This is a genomic window from Thauera sp., assembly GCF_034003485.1.
Classification (GTDB): domain Bacteria; phylum Pseudomonadota; class Gammaproteobacteria; order Burkholderiales; family Rhodocyclaceae; genus Thauera.
In genome coordinates this window covers 34,246-51,276 of sequence record NZ_JAVEYL010000006.1, presented here as the reverse complement: position 1 = coordinate 51,276, position 17,031 = coordinate 34,246, and the positions used below count along the sequence as shown (strand labels likewise).

Here is a 17,031-nt window from a genome sequence, read left to right as displayed (position 1 = left end):
GGGGGGGCTTACTTCTGCTCGGCCGACGCCTTGGCGGCGCTGACTGCAGCATCCGCCGCTGCCTTCGCTGCTTCTGCCGCCTCGGCGGCCTCGTCCGCAGCGGCTGCGGCGGTTTCCTTCACGGCTTCGACCGCGGCAGCGCCCTGCTCCTTGGCGGCTTCGGTGGCCGCTTCGGCCTTCTCGGTGGCAGCGGCTGCAGCTTCCTTGGTTGCGTCGACCGCGGCGGCGCCTTCTTCCTTGACGGCCTGGGCGCTGGCAGCAGCGGCGTCACCCGCGGCCTGGGCGCTTTCCTTCGCAGCCTCGACGGCCTGAGCGGCGGATTCCTTCATCTGCTCCTGAGCGGTCGGTGCCGGTTGCACGGCAACGGGCTCTTCCTTCTTGCCGCAGGCGGAAACGGCGAGCGCTACGAGGGCAGCAACGAGCAGGGAATTCTTCATGGTCTTTTTTCCTTTCGGGGTTCAGGGGGGCTTTCGCCGAGTGATTTCCGGGCGTCTGCACTTAATTGAACAGGACGACCTCGGGCTGTAGCGAAAGCACACGGAGTCTAGCATGCGCGTGGATGGCAAGAGGATGAGCTGGTGCGCTGCAGCATGCCAATTAAGCGTAAAAAAGCATTTCGAAACAGTTGGATAAAGTTTGATCGATGTGGATCTTGGACCCTCTTTCTGGATCTTCACGGTTGGATCTGCTCGGCAAGTCGGTGCGTCGGTGGGGCGGTCAGGCGTTAGAATCGCGCTCCTCGACAGAATCCGAACCCGAACCGTCATGCCCATCGCCGTCATCGAATCCCTGGACCACGAAGGCCGTGGCGTAACGCGCACGGACGGGAAGGCGGTATTCGTCGAGGGCGCGCTGCCCGGGGAGCGGGTGGAGTACGTCGTGCGCCGCTCGCGCCCCAGTTATGAGCAGGCGGAGGCAGTGCGTATCCTGAAGCCGAGCGCGTTGCGCGTTGCCCCGCGCTGCCGGCATTACGGCACCTGCGGCGGCTGTTCGATGCAGCATCTGGACACGGTCGCTCAGGCGGCAGCGAAGCAGCGCATCCTCGAAGATGCGCTCTGGCACATCGGCAAGCTGCGGCCCGAGATCCTCCATCCCGCCATTCATGGTCCCGCCTGGGGCTACCGCTATCGCGCCCGCCTCGGCGTTCGGCTGGTGCCGAGCAAGGGGGGAGTACGTGTTGGCTTCCACGAACGGCGCTCGAGTTACATCGTGGATATGCGCGAGTGTCCGGTGCTGCCGCCTGCGATTTCGGCGCTGTTACCGCGCTTGCGCGAGATGATCGCAGACCTGTCGATTGCCGATCGCCTGCCTCAGGTCGAGATTGCGATCGGCGACGAGGCCACGGTGTTCGTGTTCCGCAACCTGCAGCCCTTCAGCCGCGCCGATGTCAAGCGGCTGTCCGCATTTGCCGAGGCCGAAGGCATCCAGGTCTGGCAGCAGCCGAACGGGCCGGACTCGGCGACGCCGCTGCATCCACTGGACGGACCGCCGCTCGCCTACACGCTGCCGGAGTTCGACGTACGCTTGGATTTCCGGCCGACCGATTTCACCCAGGTCAACGTGCACATCAACCGCCTGCTGATCCGGCGCGCGATGCAGTTGCTCGATCCGCAGCCAGGCGAGCGGATTGCCGATCTGTTCTGCGGACTGGGCAACTTCAGCCTGCCGATTGCGCGTCGCGGCGCGCAGCTCATCGGTGTCGAAGGCAGTGACGCGCTGGTCGCGCGCGCGCTCGAGAACGCCCGGTGCAATGGCCTCGCCGAGCGAACCACCTTTTACGCAGCCAATCTGTTCGAGGCCACCGAGGACAGCCTCGCCGCGCTGGGCCCGCTGGACAAGCTGCTGATCGACCCGCCGCGCGAAGGCGCGATCGCCGTGGTCAAGGCGATCGGCCCGCAACAGCAACCCGCACGCATCGTGTATGTGTCCTGCAACCCCGCTACGCTTGCGCGCGACGCGGCCGTGCTGGTGAGGGAGAAGGGCTATGTGCTCAAGGGCGCCGGCATCGCCAACATGTTCCCGCAGACCTCACATGTTGAGTCGATCGCCCTCTTCGAGCGTCCCGAGGCGAACTGATCTCGTGCGGTGGTATACTGCGCGCCCTTGCGCAGGCGTGGCCGAGCGCTTGACTGCAACGGTCGTGAAAACAGGTTTAGGAAGCGTGGCAGAGTGGTCGATTGCACCGGTCTTGAAAACCGGCAACGGGCAACCGTTCGTGAGTTCGAATCTCACCGCTTCCGCCAGAAGAATCGCGCAGCTTGCCGATCTGCATGTTTATCCGGGAGAGGCCCGGCGCTACCCATGTCCCGCCTCATTCTCCTCAACAAGCCGTATGGCGTGCTCTGCCAGTTCACCGATCAGGCCGGCCGTGCCACGCTGAAAGACTGCGTTCCCGTGCCCGGTGTCTATGCCGCAGGGCGGCTCGATACGGACAGCGAAGGTCTGTTGCTGCTTACCAACGACGGGCTCTTGCAGCATCGCATCGCCGATCCTCGCCACAAACTCGCCAAGGCCTACGTCGTCCAGGTCGAGGGTGAGCCTGACGAAACGGCGCTCACCCGATTGCGTGCAGGCCTCGATCTGGGCGATTTCCATTCCCGGCCCTGCGAGGCGAACACCGTGGCGGAGCCGGACTGGCTCTGGCCGCGCGATCCGCCGGTGCGCTTTCGCAAGTCGGTGCCGACGAGCTGGCTGGAGATCGTGCTGCGCGAGGGCAAGAACCGCCAGGTGCGGCGCATGACCGCCAAGGTGGGCTTCCCGACGCTGCGTCTGATCCGGGTCGCGATCGGCCCCTGGCGGCTCGAAGGGCTCCTGCCCGGCCAGTGGCGCGAGCTCGATGTGGCGGGGAGGGGCGCGGTTCCTTACAAGCCTCACAAAAGGTCAGGAAAATAATGAGCTTTCGCACGCTAGCTGCTGCGCTCCTCGCTGCGGGCGCGCTCGCTCCCTTCGCACCGGCGGCCGTGGCCGAATCCCGCCTCCCCGAGGCTGAACTGGGCTTCGGCATGTATCGCATCGAGGCCGAGGTGGCGCATACCTTCGAAACGCGCCAGATCGGGCTGATGAATCGCACCGCGATGCCGCTGCATCGCGGCATGGTCTTCGTCTTTCCCGAGGCGCGTGCGCACTGCATGTGGATGAAGAACACCCCGCTGCCGCTGTCGGTGGCGTTTGTGGATGAGCGGGGCAGGGTGATCAACATCGAGGACATGCAGCCGCAGACCACCGACAACCACTGCGCGGCGGGTCCGGCGCGCTTTGCGCTGGAGATGAATCTGGGCTGGTTCGCCGAGCGCGGGGTCAAGGCCGGCGACACGCTGCGTGGTTTTGAGCGCCTGCCGGCACCGCGTTGATCGCCGCGTTGGCCAAGACGCGAATAGCGCCTGTTTAGTCGCTTTTTTCCGGCGCCGGTGCTTGCCGGTAGAGGTCGATAATCGGCTCACGTCGTCTCGTGTCCGGGTCCGTCCGGGCGTTGGAGATGGCGAACGGAGCCGGCCGTGGCCGAAGAAAGCGATCTCGAGAAGACAGAAGACCCATCACCGCGAAGGCTTGAGCAGGCGCGTGAGGAAGGACAGGTCCCGCAATCGCGGGAGCTGTCGACCTTTCTCGTGACCGTGACCGGTGCCGCCACGCTGCTGCTGATGGGCAACTGGATGGCGACGCGCGTGGCCGGCCTGGTGCGCGGCGGCTTCGCGTTCGAGCGTGCCGCGGCCTTCGAGCCGGCCTTGATGCTCGATGTGCTGCAGCGCATGCTCAGCGGGGCGCTGCTTACGTTGATGCCGCTGTTTTTTGCGCTGCTCGTTGCGGCAGTGGCAGCGCCGATCCTGCTCGGTGGCCTCGTCTTTGCGCCCAAGGTGCTCGCCCTCAACTTCGGCCGCATGAACCCCATCAAGGGCATCGGGCGCATGTTTTCGGTGCACGGTCTGGCCGAAATGATGAAGGCGATCCTTAAGTCGCTGCTGGTGGGCGGAATCGCCGCGCTCGTGCTGTGGTTCAACATCGATCACCTGTTCGACCTGATGGTCGAGCCGCTCGAAGTCGGCATGGCCGACTTTTCCGATACCGTGGCCTTCTCCGCGCTGATGATCGTGCTCAGTCTCGGGCTGCTCGCGCTGATCGACGTGCCCTTCCAGCTCTGGCAGTACCACAAGAAGCTGCGCATGACCAAGGAAGAGGTCAAGCGCGAGAGCAAGGAGCAGGAAGGCGACCCGATGGTCAAGGGCCGTATCCGTGCGCTGCAGCGCGAGATGGCGCGCCGGCGCATGATGACCGAGGTGCCCAAGGCCGATGTGGTGGTGACCAATCCGACCCACTTCTCGGTGGCGCTCAAGTACGACGGCGAAAAGATGGGGGCGCCAGTGGTGGTCGCCAAGGGGCGTGGCGAACTGGCGCTGAAGATCCGCGAGATTGCGAAGGAGCACGGCGTGCCGATGCTCGAGGCGCCGCCGCTGGCGCGTGCGCTCTACAAACACTGCGAACTGGAGCAGTCCATCCCTGCCGGGCTGTACACCGCGGTGGCCGAGGTGATGGCGTATGTCTACCAGCTCGACGCCTGGATGAAGCAGGGCGGCCTGCCGCCCGTCGCGCCTGTCACACTGCCGGTGCCCGCCGGCATGGATCCGGGTGCGCCCGAGGAATGAGTGCCTGAACCATGGCCATGAACGACACCCTGAACCTGCGCCAGCTGCTAACGCCGGCCAACCTGCGCCAGCTTGCCGCGCCGGTGCTGATCATCGTGATCCTGTCGATGATGGTGCTGCCGCTGCCGGTGTTCCTGCTCGACGTGTTCTTCACCTTCAACATCGCGATCTCGGTGATGGTGATGCTGGTGGCGATGTATTCCAAGCGGCCGCTGGACTTCTCCGTATTCCCGACCGTGCTGCTGATGACCACGCTGCTGCGCCTGTCGCTGAACGTGGCGTCGACGCGAGTCGTGCTGCTCGAGGGCCACGCCGGTCCGGATGCGGCCGGCAAGGTCATCGAGGCCTTCGGCAACTTCCTCGTCGGCGGTAACACTGCGGTCGGTCTGGTGGTGTTCGTGATCCTCACCTTGATCAACTTCGTCGTCATCACCAAGGGCGCGGGGCGGATCGCCGAGGTGTCGGCGCGCTTCACGCTCGACGCGATGCCCGGCAAGCAGATGGCGATCGATGCCGACCTCAATGCCGGCCTGATCGACGAGAAGGAGGCCAAGCGCCGGCGCAAGGAAACCGCGCAGGAGTCGGACTTCTACGGCGCGATGGATGGTGCGTCCAAGTTCGTGCGTGGCGACGCGGTGGCCGGCATCATCATCCTTGCGATCAACATCATCGGCGGTCTCTTCGTCGGCGTGATGCAGCACGACATGGGGGTGGGCGAGGCGGCGCACACCTACACCTTGCTCACGATCGGCGATGGCCTCGTCGCGCAGATTCCGTCGCTGATCATCTCGGTGGCGGCGGGCCTGGTCGTGTCCCGGGTCGGCGACGAAGGCGACGTCGGCGGAATGGTGATCAACCAGGTGTTTTCCAACCCTCAGGTGATGGTGCTGACTGGGGCCATCATCGGTGTGCTTGGCCTGATTCCGGGCATGCCCAACCTGGTGTTCCTGCTGCTCGCCGGCACGCTCGGTGCCATGGCGTGGTTTCGGCGCAAACGCATCGTCGAGGCCGAGGCCGCCGCCGCGGCGCCCGAGGTCGCGGCGCAGGCAGCGATGCCCGCGCAGGACAACCTCGAGGCGAGCTGGAACGACGTCTCGCAGGTGGACGTGCTCGGCCTCGAGGTCGGCTACCGGCTGATCCCGATGGTGGACAAGGGCCAGGATGGCGAACTGCTCAAGCGCATCCGCGGCCTGCGCAAGAAGTTCGCGCAGGAGGTCGGCTTCCTGTCGGCGCCGGTGCACATCCGCGACAACCTCGAGCTCAAGCCCAACGCCTACCGCATCGCGCTCAAGGGCGTCGAGGTCGGTGGCGGCGAGGCCTATCCGGGCCAGTTCCTCGCCATCAACCCGGGACGTGTGTCAGGCCCGATCGCCGGGCGCGAGACCACCGACCCCGCCTTCGGCCTGCCTGCGGTGTGGATCGACGCGTCGATGCGCGAGCAGGCGCACGCGCTCGGCTACACGGTGGTCGATGCGAGCACGGTGGTGGCCACGCACCTCAACCACGTCATCCTCAATCACGCCGCCGAGCTGCTCGGCCGCCAGGAAACCCAGGCGCTGCTCGACCACGTCGGCAAGGATTCGCCCAAGCTCGTCGAGGACCTGGTGCCCAAGCTGCTGCCGATCGGCACCGTGCAGCGCGTGCTGCAGAACCTGCTGGAAGAGGGCGTCAACATCCGCGACATGCGCAGCATCATCGAGGGCCTGGCCGAGCATGCGACGCGCACGCAGGATCCCGTGCAGCTCACCACCCGGGTGCGCGAGGCGCTTGGCAGGGCGATCATGCAAGGCCTGTTCCCGGGCAACGCGGAGGTACAGGTCATGGCGCTCGAGCCCGGGCTCGAGCGCATCCTCATGCAGGCCATGGCCTCGGGTGGCGAGGGCGGCGCGATCGAGCCCGGCCTGGCCGACACCCTGCTGCGTCAGACCGCGCAGATCGCCCAGCGCCAGGAGGACATCGGCTTGCCGCCGGTGCTGCTGGTGCCTTCGCAGCTGCGCATGCTGCTGTCGCGCTTCCTGCGCCGTGCCGTGCCCGCGCTCAAGGTAATCTCCAACAGCGAAGTGCCCGAGAGCCGCACCATCCGCGTCACCGCCATGGTCGGTGCGCAGGGCTGATGGAGCCGTTGGGCGAATAAGCGGGGGAAAGGCGCTTTATTCCGCCCCAGGTGCTTGACCGGACATGGCGATAATCCTCATCAAGCAGTGGTCGATTGTGGCCACCGGGAGAATTGCCATGAACGTCAAACGCTACTTTGCCCCCACCGCCCGCGAGGCGCTCCGCGCCCTGAAGGAAGCCCTCGGGCCGGAAGCCATCGTGCTCTCCAACCGTGCCGTCGAAGGCGGCGTGGAGATCCTGGCCCTGCCCGGCGAGGCGGTCGGTGCGCTGCAGGCGGCCAATCGCGCCGCCGTGACGGCGCGCGCAGGTGCTCAGGCACAGGACGCCCGCCCTGCTGCGGCCCGCCCGATGGCGATGGCGCCCCCGGTTCCCGCAGTCGACGAGCCCGATTTCCAGGTCAGCCTGTCGGCCCTGGCCGCCAGCGCCGCGCGCAATGGAACGCGCCCGCCGGCGCAGCCTCCGGGCGAATCGGCTCCGGTGCTCCGTGCCTTCAATCCGCCTCGTATCGAGACCGCCGACTATGCCGTACGCAGTCGCGATGCGATGATCCGTGCCGCAGCGCCGGCCGCACGCCCCCGCAGCGTCGAGGCCGCAAGTCCGGCGGTGTTCTCCGCTCGTGCAGCAGCGCAATCGACGGCTGTGGACGAGTTTGGCAGTGCGCGTGTGCGCGAGCTGCAGGAAACAAACGCCCGCCTGATGTCCGAACTGACCGGCATCCGCGGCATGATCGAGCGTCAGCTCGCCGGTTTTGCCTGGGGCGAAACCCGCCGTCAGGCGCCGGCGCGCGCCACCATGCTCGGCGAACTCCTCGAGGCCGGGTTCTCATCCACCGTTGCGCGCAAGCTGTGCGAGGCCGTGCGCGAGGACGCCGACCGCACCGAGGCGCGCGAGGCGGTGGGTGCCGCGCTCGATCGCATCATGCGTGCCTGCGCGTCGGACGAGGACCTGCTCGATCGCGGCGGCGTGTTCGCCCTCGTCGGCCCGACCGGCGTCGGCAAGACCACCACCACCGCCAAGCTCGCCGCACGCTGCGTGGTGCGCCACGGCGCGAGCAAGCTGGCGCTGATCACCACCGACGGTTACCGCATCGGTGCCCAGGAGCAACTGCGCATCTACGGCCGCATCCTCGGCGTGCCGGTGTATTCGGTGCGCGATGCCGGCGACTTGCGCCAGACCCTGGCTGGGCTGCGCAACAAGCACATGGTGCTGATCGACACCATGGGCATGAGCCAGCGCGACCGCATGGTGGCCGAGCAGGCCGCGATGCTCGCCGGCGCCGGTGACGTGCGCCGTCTTCTGCTGCTCAACGCGACCGCACGCGGCGACACGCTCGACGATGTGGTGCGCGCCTATGCGGGCGAGGATCTCGCCGGCTGCATCTTCACCAAGGTGGACGAGGCGGCTTCGCTGGCGCCCGCGCTCGACGTGGCGGTGCGCCACAAGCTCGACATCCGCTACCTCACCAACGGTCAACGCGTGCCCGAAGACCTGCACCTGCCCAATCGTGCCTATCTGCTCCATCGCGCCCTGCGCGAGCATGCGGGGGAGTCGCCCTGGCATCTGAGCGGTGACGAGGCGGGGATGCTGCTCGCGGCAGGGGGGGCGTGATCATGCTCGACGGACGCGAAGACCAGGCGGCAGGGCTGCGGCGCCTGTTCCGCCGCGCACCACCGCAGGTGGTGGCGCTATATGCCGGTGGACGCTTGCGCACCGACAACGCCGTGCTCGCTGCGCACCGCATCGCCGGACGGGCAGAGCGCGTGCTGATCCTGGACGAGGCCGAGGGGAGCGAAACGCTGGCTGATACGCTGGGCGTGGCGAGTGGTACCGACCTGCTCCAACTGCTCGATGGCCGGACCACGCTCTCGGCTGTGCTGCAGCCGGTGCCCGGCCTGGTCGGGCGGGTGCCGGCGGCCGCGGCGGCGCTTGCCCTGCCGCTACTCGACGATGCACGCCGCGCGTGCCTGGTGGAGGCGCTGCGCATCCTGCATCGTCATGCCGGCTTCGTGCTGGTGCATGCGTCCGGGGAACAAGCGGCCGAGCCGTCGCCTTTCGTGCAGGCGGCGCCGCGCCGTCTGGTGGTGGCCGAGGCCAGCGCGAGCGGCGCGACCGAGGCCTATCAGACCATCAAGGGGCTGGCTGCGGCCGGCGCCGGTTCCGTCCATGTGGCGGTGTGCCGCGCACGCGGACGCAAGGATGCGGCGGCGTTCTTCGACAGCCTGGAAAAGCTGGTCCGGCGCCATGTCGGCGTACCGCTCGCCTGGCTGGGCGAACTGGAGCGTGACGACATCGCGGCGGGCCTTCGCGAGCCGCTGCAAACGACGCCGCGCGCTGCGGGCGCAGCTTTCCTGCGTCGGGTGGCCGACATGGGCCGTGTGCCGGACGTCGGACGTGGATGACGACTCCATGAGTGTGACTTATCCCGCTGGTAATGCCGGCAACGCTGCAGGACAATCAAGGCCTTCGATATCCGGAGTTGGCGCGGGCAGCGCTTCGCGCCGCAAGACGATACAGGCCGAATGGATGTACGACGCAAACGGTAAGCTCGACAAGTCCAACCTCGTCGAGGCCTACGCTCCCCTGGTCAAGCGCATTGCCTTCCAGCTCATGTCCAAGCTGCCGGCGAGCGTCGACGTGGACGATCTGATCCAGAACGGCATGATGGGCCTGCTCGACGCGCTGGGGCGCTACGAGCAGGGGCTTGGCGCGCAGTTCGAGACTTACGCCGCACAGCGCATCCGCGGCGCCATGCTCGACGGCCTGCGCGAGAACGACTGGCTGCCGCGCAGTCTGCGTCGTGACATGCGCCGCATCGAGGCCGCGATCCACAGCCTCGAGCAGCAGTTCGGCCGCCATCCTTCCGAAGTGGAACTTGCCCAGTCCCTCGACATGGCGCTGGAGGATTACCAGCGCATGCTGCAGGACGCGCGCGGTCATCAACTGGTCTACCTCGAGGATTTCAACCGTGAAGAGGACGACGACTATCTCGATCGTCACCTCGCCCAGGCCGACAGCAACCCGCTCGACCTGCTCGAAGACGCGGACATGCGTCGCCGCCTCGTTTCTGCGATCGAGCATCTGCCCGAGCGCGAGCAGATGGTGATGGCGCTGTACTACGACGAAGAGCTCAACCTGCGCGAGATCGGCGAGGTCCTCGGCGTCACCGAATCACGCGTGTGTCAGTTGCACAGTCAGGCGGTCGCGCGCCTGCGCGCCTGCATCTTCGAGGGTGGTGGCGCCATGCCGGTCGCGCGCCGGCGTGGTCGTCCGCCCAAGAATCCGGCGCCGAACTGACCATGACGACCATTCCCGCGGTTTCTGCTCGCCATGGATAAGATCAGCCTCGTTGGCCTCACGCTCGGCATCGCCGCAATCGTCGTCGGTCAGGTGCTGGAGGGCGGACATCTGTCCTCGCTGTTCCAGCCCACGGCCTTCCTGATCGTGATCGGTGGCACGCTGGGGGCGGTGATGCTGCAAAGCCCGCTGCGCACCTTTGTCGACGGCATGCGCATGGGGCGCTGGGTGTTCGTGCCGCCCGTGGTGAGCCCCGAGACCATCATCGAGCAGGTGGCCAGCTGGAGTGCGGTTGCGCGCAAGGAAGGCCTGCTGACCCTCGAGAACCAGATCGACGCGCTGCCCGACCCGTTCATGCGCAAGGGGCTTCAATTGCTGGTCGATGGTGTCGAGCCCAACCGGCTGCGCGAAGTGCTTGAGGTGGAGATCGGTGTCTGGGAAGGGCAGATGCGCCAGGCGGCCCGGATCTGGGAGGCGGCGGGAGGTTACGCGCCCACGATCGGTATCCTCGGCGCGGTGATGGGGCTCATCCACGTCATGGAAAACCTGTCGGACCCGTCGCGGCTTGGCGCCGGCATCGCGGTGGCTTTCGTTGCCACGATCTATGGCGTGGGGTTCGCCAACCTGGTGTTCATTCCGATCGCCAAGAAACTGGCGGCACACATCCTCACCCTCACCAACCAGCGCGAAATGTTCGTCGACGGGCTGGTGGGCATTGCCAATGGCGACAATCCGCGCATCATCGCCAGCCGCATGCAGGGCTACGTCGTCTGAGCAGGGGCTGGAGCCGATCATGGGGCGCAGGCGCAAACGGGAAGAGGAGCATGACAACCAGGAGCGTTGGCTCGTTTCCTATGCTGACTTCATCACCCTGCTGTTCGCCTTCTTCGTGGTGATGTACTCGCTGTCCTCGGTCAACGAGGGCAAATACCGGGTGCTGTCGGATTCGCTGGTGCAGGCCTTTCGCAACGTCACCGTCAATGACAGCGGCGAGCAGATCGAACTGCCGCGGATGAGCGTGCTGCCGACGCGGCCGATCACCCAGGCGGCGCCGCCCGCGCCCGATCGAGTTGCTGACCAGCGCCGGCGCGAGACTGCCCAGCGCATGCGCAATATGGCGGATGAGATCCGGCGCGTGCTGTCGCCGCTGACGCGGGCGGGCCAGGTCAATGTCACCGAAGGGGCGTTCGGTGTTTCGGTCGAAATCAACGCCAGCCTGTTGTTTGCGCCGGGCGATTCCGCCCTCGGGCCGGGGGCGGTCGCGGCGCTCGATGCAGTGGCGCAGGTGCTTGCGCCGGCGCCCTTCCCGATCACGGTCGAGGGGCATACCGACAACATTCCGATCAACACCTTCCGCTTCCCGTCGAACTGGGAACTGTCGGCTGTGCGCGCGTCCACCGTGGCGCGCCTGTTCATCGACAACGGGGTGTCGCCTGATCGCCTGACCGCCGCAGGTTACGCCGACCAGCGCCCGGTGGCAGAAAACGACAGCGAGGATGGGCGTGGTCGAAATCGACGGGTGACGGTGCTGATCGAATCGCGCTCCGCCGATCTCGAACCGGAGCCGGGTCCGACGACCATTCCTCCTGACGACCCGATCCGTTCGATCCTGCCGGCAAATATCGAGGGCTGAAGCCCCCGAAGGCGATCGCCCCGTCCGTCAGGCGCCCATCGGCTGCGGGAGCATTCGCCTATTCGCGGGCAAGCCCGCTCCCACAAGCAGCACACATCGAAGACGCGTTGGGCTGGCGATTGCTGCATCCTGACTTCGGTGACGGGACTTGTTCAGCGCATCCTTTCCGGCTTCACCTTCGGCGTCAGCGGTGCACCCTTGCGTGCGCGGCGGTGGCGCAGCGGCTCGCGCTGGCCGGGCTTGAGCTCGATCGTCACCGTCTTGCCGCCGCGGCCGGTGCCTTCCACAGTCAGCACCGCGTCGTCGGCGGGCACCGCAACGGCGGCGAGCGTCTCGCCTTCGTCCAGTGCCATCACGATCACGCCGCGCCCGCCGCTCTGGGTCTTCATCTCGGGGCGGGGGAAGACGAGCAGGCGACCGTTTTCCGACGCCGCGGCGATCCAGTCGCCACAGACCCTTGCCGGTGCAAGCACCTTTTCTCCCTGTTCGAGGCCCATGAAAGCCTTGCCCGCACGCTGGCGGCTGGTGGCATTGCCAACACTGCACAAGAACCCGTAGCCACCGCTGTTGGCGAAGAAATAGACCGCCTCCGGCGCGTCGGTGACGACCTGCGCCAGCTTGCCGCCATCCTGGAACTCGACCAGGGTGGCGATCGGCGCGCCATCACCGCGCCCGCCGGGCAGCTCGGATACCTTCACCGTGTAGGCGCGGCCGTTGCTGTCGATGACGATCAGCGGCCAGACGGTGCGGGTCTCGATCACCGCGAAGCCGAAGTCACCGGCCTTGTAGGTGATGCCGGCGGGGTCGATGCCATGGCCCTGGCGCGAGCGCACCCAGCCGTTCTTCGACACGATGACCGTCACCGGCTCGTCCGGCACGCTGATCTCGGCCGGCGCCACCGCGGCCACGGCTTCGACCAGGGTGCGGCGGTCGTCGCCGTACTTCTTCGCGTCGTCCTGGATCTCCTTGAGGATGAGCCTGGTCATCGCCGCGCGGCTGTCGAGGATGTGCTGCAGGCCGGCGCGCTCGTCACGCAGCTCGGCGAGCTCCTTCTCGATCTTGAAGCCTTCGAGGCGGGCGAGCTGGCGCAGGCGGATCTCGAGGATGTCCTCGGCCTGGATGTCCGACAGCCCGAAGGCGGCGATCAGCGCCGGCTTGGGCTCGTCCGATTCGCGGATCACGCGGATCACCTCCTCGATGTGCAGGAAGGCGATCATGCGGCCTTCGAGGATGTGGATGCGGCGATCGACCTCGTCCAGGCGATGGCGGGTGCGGCGCTCGACCGTCACAAAGCGGAAGTCGATCCACTCGCGCAGGATCTGCACCAGGTTCTTCTGCTGCGGGCGGCCATCACGGCCGATCATGGTCATGTTGACCGAGGCCGAGGTCTCCAGGCTGGTGTGGGCGAGCAGCACCGCCATGAACTCGTCGCGGTTCTGGCGGCTCGACTTGGGCTCCAGCACGATGCGCACCGGGGCCTTGTCGCTGGATTCGTCGCGCACCGTGTCGAGCACGCCGAGCACGAGCTGCTTGAGGTTCTTCTGCTCCTGCGAGACCTCCTTCTTGCCTGCGCGCGGCTGCGGGTTGGTCAGGGTCTCGATCTCGGACAGCACCTGCGCCGCGGACACCCCGTGCGGCAGCTCCTCGATGATCGCCCGCCACTGGCCGCGCGCGAGTTCCTCGATCTTCCAGCGCGCGCGCAGGCGCAGGCTGCCGCGGCCGGACGCGTAGGCGTCGCGGATGGTCTCGGGGGTGGAGATGAGCTGGCCGCCGCCGGGGAAGTCCGGGCCGGGGATGATGGCGAGCACGTCCTCGAGCGTGGCTTCGGGGTGGCGGATCAGGTGGCAGGTGGCTTCGGCCACCTCGCGCAGGTTGTGCGGCGGGATCTCGGTCGCCATGCCCACGGCGATACCCGAGGCGCCGTTCAACAGCACGAAGGGCAGGCGCGCCGGCATGAGCTGCGGCTCTTCGAAGGCGCCGTCGTAGTTGGGGATGAAGTCCACCGTGCCACGGTCGATCTCGGCGAGCAGCAGCTCGGCGATCGGGGTCAGGCGGCACTCGGTGTAGCGCATCGCCGCTGCCGAGTCGCCATCGCGCGAGCCGAAGTTGCCCTGGCCGTCAACCAGCGGGTAGCGCAGCGAGAAGTCCTGCGCCACCCGCACCATGGCGTCGTAGACGCTGGAGTCGCCGTGCGGGTGGTACTTGCCGATCACGTCGCCGACCACGCGCGCGGACTTCACGTGCTTGGAGGTGGACGACAGCCGCATCTCGCTCATCGCGAACAGGATGCGGCGCTGCACCGGCTTCAGGCCGTCTTCCACCTGCGGCAGCGCGCGCGACTTCACCACGCTCATCGCGTAGGCGAGGTAGGCGCGCTCGGCGAAGCGGTCCAGCGCCAGCGTGCCGTCGTCTTCGGGCTCGGGCTCCGGGGCGGCGGGTGGGGCAGGGGGGGGCGGCAGGTCCGCACCAATCATGGCCGCGGGTGTTTCGCTCGTTGCGGGAAGCGCCGGTGCGACTGCGGTCGTCAGCGGCTTGGCAGATTCGGGCGCCTCGGAGGCGCCGAACAGGTCGGGAGTGTTGTTGCTCATGCTTGGTGATCTTCGCCTTCGTTCGGCGCGCGCTCCAAGTTCGACCCCGTGTCGATCGGCGCGCGCGGTTCCGCCTTTGCAGGCTGATCGCGCGTGATCGAGAAATCGGGTTCAAACAGCGCCAGGGCGTCGAGCGCGCCGACCGGCGTGAGCTTGTTATTGGAGTTCGTCTTCATGTGCGGGTCCTCCGGGGCTCAGATATCCGCCTCGACGCTGTCGCCCTTTTCTTCCATCCACGCGCGCCGGCCGGAAGCTTCGCCCTTGCCCATGAGCAGGGTGAACATCTTCAGCGTGTCCTTGAGCGCGCCGTTGCGCACCTTGACCGGCAGCACGCGGCGGGTGGCGGGGTCCATGGTGGTTTCGCGCAGCTGGTCGGGGTTCATCTCGCCCAGGCCCTTGAAACGGCCGATCTCGATGGCGTCGGGTTTGAAGCCTTCCTTGGCGAGGCGGTCACGGATGGCGGTGAGTTCGCCCTCGTCGAGCGCATACAGGCGGCGCGGCGGGCGCTTCTTGCCCTGGGCGGGGACGTCCACGCGATACAGCGGCGGCTGCGCCACATAGACGTGGCCGCGCTCGATGAGCTTGGGGAAGTGGCGGAAGAAGAGCGTCAGCAGCAGGGTCTGGATGTGGGCGCCGTCGACGTCGGCGTCGGACATGATGACCACCTTGCCGTAGCGCAGGCCGGAGAGGTCCACGTCGCTGTCGGCCTTGTGCGCATCCACGCCGAGCGCGACCGCGATGTCGTGAATCTCGGCGTTGGCGAACAGACGGTCGGGGTCGATCTCCCAGGCGTTCTGCACCTTGCCGCGCAGCGGCAGGATGGCCTGGGTCTCCTTGTTGCGCGCCATCTTGGCCGAGCCGCCGGCGGAGTCGCCCTCGACCAGGAAGAGCTCGTTGTCGGCGAGGTCCTCGGATTCGCAGTCCGACAGCTTGCCCGGCAACACCGCGACGCCCGAGGTCTTCCTCTTCTCGACCTTCTGTGCGCTCTTCTGCCGTGCCAGCGCCTGCTTGATGGAAAGCTCGGCGATCGCGCGGCCGGCCTCGACGTGGTTGTTGAGCCAGATCTCGAAGGGGTCGCGCAGTTGCGAGGACACCAGCTTGACCGCCTCGCGCGAGTTGAGCTTTTCCTTCACCTGGCCCTGGAACTGGGGGTCGAGCAGGCGCGCCGACAGCACGAAGCTCATGCGCCCGCACACGTCCTCCTGCTGCAGCTTGACGCCGCGCGGCAGCAGGGTGTGGTGGTCGATGAAGGACTTCATGGCCTCGAACACGCCGGCGCGCAGGCCGGATTCGTGGGTGCCGCCGTTCACGGTCGGGATCAGGTTGACGTAGGACTCGCTCGGCACGGGCGATTCGAACCACGCCAGCGCCCAGGCCGCGCCTTCGCCGGCGGCGAAAGTGGGGTCGTCCTTGCTGGCATATTTCTCGGCGGTGAAGATCGGCGCCACCGGCTCGACGTCGCCGGCGAGCTCCTTCAGGTAGCCGGCCAGCCCTTCCGGGTAGGACCAGGTCTTGGTCAGCGCCGGGCCATTGGCCTGCTCGATGTCGAGTCGCACATTGACGCCCGACAGCAGCACCGCCTTCGAACGCAGCAGGCGCTCGAGTTCGTTCATCGGCACGCGCGGCGAATCGAAGTACTTGCCATCGGGCCACACCCGCACGCGGGTGCCGGTCTGGCGGCCGCAGTCGCCTTCGACGCGCACCGGGCTGATCGTCTCGCCGCCGTCGGCAAAGTCGATGCGGTGGATCTTGCCCTCGCGCCGCACCTCGACCTCGATCCGGGTGGACAGCGCGTTGGTCACCGACACGCCGACGCCGTGCAGGCCGCCCGAGAACGCATAGGCCGAGTTGCCCTCGCGCTTGTCGAACTTGCCGCCCGCATGCAGGCGCGTGTAGGCCAGCACCACCACCGGCACGCCTTCCTCCGCATGCAGGCCGACCGGGATGCCGCGGCCGTCGTCGGCCACGGTGACCGAGCCGTCGAGGTGCAGGGTGACGTGGATCTTCTTCGCAAAGCCGCCGAGCGCCTCGTCGGCGGCGTTGTCGATCACTTCCTGGATGATGTGCGCCGGGCTGTCGGTGCGGGTGTACATGCCGGGGCGCTCACGCACCGGCTCGAGTCCTTTCAGGACGCGGAAGGAGGATTCGTCGTACTGCTTGGGGGTGTCTTGCTTGCCAGCCATGCTGCAGGCCCGTTCGGTTTCACGAAGGGCGCAAGGATAGCAGAGCCCGGCGCTGTATGTATGTTCAGGCTGTGGCGCGCTCAGGCGCTGCCGAGCATGCGTCCACCGCCAACGGCGCGGGTGTGGCCTTCGGCGTCGTAGAGCGGGGGCTGGTCGGCGGCGGCAAGCAGCACCGACAGCGCGGCCTGGTTGTGCGCCATGCGCTCGAGGATGAGCTTGCCGTTGATGGCATTGCGTTCGCCCGCCTGACGCGCGAGGCCGATGACTTCATCCCAGCGCGCGAGCACCCGCGGCAGGTCGGCGAGCAGTTCGCGGATGGTCGCGTCGGAGGTGACGCGACCGAGACGGCCGAGCAGCAGCACACGATCGTCGGACAGGCGTTGCAGCCGGCGATAGCGTTCGTTCTTGTCCTGCGTGAGCGCGAGCAGCGCATCGGTGTCACCCGACGTCAGCAGCGCCTCCTCACGCTCGAGCAGCGCGACGAACTCCCCGAGCTGGATGGCCTCGGCCTCGATCAGCAGGGCGAGCCGCTGCTGATCGGCGGGTGTGGGCACAGCCGGCGCGCGGTTCATTGCCGGTCG

General features: G+C 67.2%; 15 protein-coding genes and 1 tRNA gene. 11 read left to right on the top strand and 5 right to left on the bottom strand.

Annotated features, from left to right (window positions below; genetic code table 11):
- Positions 1 to 8: 8 nt before the first annotated feature.
- Positions 9 to 437 (bottom strand): hypothetical protein, encoded by a 429-nt coding sequence (locus RBT54_RS04620; protein ID WP_320364593.1) that lies wholly within the window; start codon positions 435 to 437, stop codon positions 9 to 11.
- 328 nt (positions 438 to 765) lie between these two features.
- Between RBT54_RS04620 and rlmD the strand changes: the two genes are divergently transcribed.
- The 11 genes from rlmD to motD all read left to right on the top strand — a co-directional run bounded on the left by rlmD (position 766) and on the right by motD (position 11,679).
- Positions 766 to 2,076: a 23S rRNA (uracil(1939)-C(5))-methyltransferase RlmD gene (gene rlmD / locus RBT54_RS04615; protein ID WP_320364592.1), complete on the top strand. Its 1,311-nt coding sequence runs from the start codon at positions 766 to 768 to the stop codon at positions 2,074 to 2,076.
- A gap of 79 nt (positions 2,077 to 2,155) precedes the next feature.
- Positions 2,156 to 2,243, top strand: a tRNA-Ser gene (locus RBT54_RS04610).
- Positions 2,244 to 2,301: 58 nt separating this feature from the next.
- On the top strand, positions 2,302 to 2,892 hold the full coding sequence (locus RBT54_RS04605; RefSeq protein ID WP_320364590.1) for a pseudouridine synthase: 591 nt from the start codon (positions 2,302 to 2,304) through the stop codon (positions 2,890 to 2,892).
- The gene (locus RBT54_RS04600; protein WP_320364588.1) at positions 2,892 to 3,350 is read left to right on the top strand and encodes a DUF192 domain-containing protein; all 459 of its coding nucleotides are present in this window, start codon (positions 2,892 to 2,894) and stop codon (positions 3,348 to 3,350) included. The genes RBT54_RS04605 and RBT54_RS04600 overlap by 1 nt, the downstream gene beginning before the upstream one ends.
- 144 nt (positions 3,351 to 3,494) lie before the next feature.
- Positions 3,495 to 4,637 carry a flagellar biosynthesis protein FlhB gene (gene flhB / locus RBT54_RS04595; RefSeq protein ID WP_320364586.1) on the top strand — a complete coding sequence of 381 codons (1,143 nt, stop codon included), beginning with the start codon at positions 3,495 to 3,497 and terminating at the stop codon, positions 4,635 to 4,637.
- 11 nt (positions 4,638 to 4,648) lie between these two features.
- Positions 4,649 to 6,751, top strand: a complete 2,103-nt coding sequence (flhA, locus tag RBT54_RS04590) for a flagellar biosynthesis protein FlhA (RefSeq protein WP_320364585.1) — start codon at positions 4,649 to 4,651, stop codon at positions 6,749 to 6,751.
- Between the two features lie 118 nt (positions 6,752 to 6,869).
- Complete coding sequence (flhF, locus tag RBT54_RS04585) at positions 6,870 to 8,360, top strand: flagellar biosynthesis protein FlhF (protein ID WP_320364582.1); 1,491 nt, start codon at positions 6,870 to 6,872, stop codon at positions 8,358 to 8,360.
- Positions 8,361 to 8,362: 2 nt separating this feature from the next.
- Complete coding sequence (locus tag RBT54_RS04580; protein ID WP_320364581.1) at positions 8,363 to 9,151, top strand: flagellar FleN; 789 nt, start codon at positions 8,363 to 8,365, stop codon at positions 9,149 to 9,151.
- 124 nt (positions 9,152 to 9,275) lie between these two features.
- Complete coding sequence (locus tag RBT54_RS04575) at positions 9,276 to 10,046, top strand: RNA polymerase sigma factor FliA (RefSeq protein WP_320364578.1); 771 nt, start codon at positions 9,276 to 9,278, stop codon at positions 10,044 to 10,046.
- Between the two features lie 33 nt (positions 10,047 to 10,079).
- Positions 10,080 to 10,820 carry a flagellar motor protein gene (locus tag RBT54_RS04570; RefSeq protein ID WP_320364576.1) on the top strand — a complete coding sequence of 247 codons (741 nt, stop codon included), beginning with the start codon at positions 10,080 to 10,082 and terminating at the stop codon, positions 10,818 to 10,820.
- Positions 10,821 to 10,839: 19 nt separating this feature from the next.
- Entirely contained in the window at positions 10,840 to 11,679 is an 840-nt protein-coding gene (motD, locus tag RBT54_RS04565) for a flagellar motor protein MotD (RefSeq protein ID WP_320364574.1), read from the top strand.
- Positions 11,680 to 11,831: 152 nt separating this feature from the next.
- Here motD and parC read toward each other — a convergent pair whose 3' ends face one another.
- From parC to RBT54_RS04545, 4 genes are all read right to left on the bottom strand, one after another.
- Positions 11,832 to 14,267, bottom strand: a complete 2,436-nt coding sequence (gene parC, locus RBT54_RS04560) for a DNA topoisomerase IV subunit A (protein WP_320364572.1) — start codon at positions 14,265 to 14,267, stop codon at positions 11,832 to 11,834.
- Positions 14,264 to 14,443, bottom strand: a complete 180-nt coding sequence (locus RBT54_RS04555; protein ID WP_320364570.1) for a hypothetical protein — start codon at positions 14,441 to 14,443, stop codon at positions 14,264 to 14,266. Before RBT54_RS04555 ends, parC begins: the two co-directional genes overlap by 4 nt.
- 18 nt (positions 14,444 to 14,461) lie before the next feature.
- The gene (locus RBT54_RS04550; RefSeq protein WP_320364568.1) at positions 14,462 to 16,450 is read right to left on the bottom strand and encodes a DNA topoisomerase IV subunit B; all 1,989 of its coding nucleotides are present in this window, start codon (positions 16,448 to 16,450) and stop codon (positions 14,462 to 14,464) included.
- Positions 16,451 to 16,530: 80 nt separating this feature from the next.
- A complete protein-coding gene (locus RBT54_RS04545; RefSeq protein ID WP_320364566.1) occupies positions 16,531 to 17,022 on the bottom strand; it encodes a flagellar protein FlgN in 492 nt (163 codons plus the stop codon).
- Between the last annotated feature and the right edge of the window lie 9 nt (positions 17,023 to 17,031).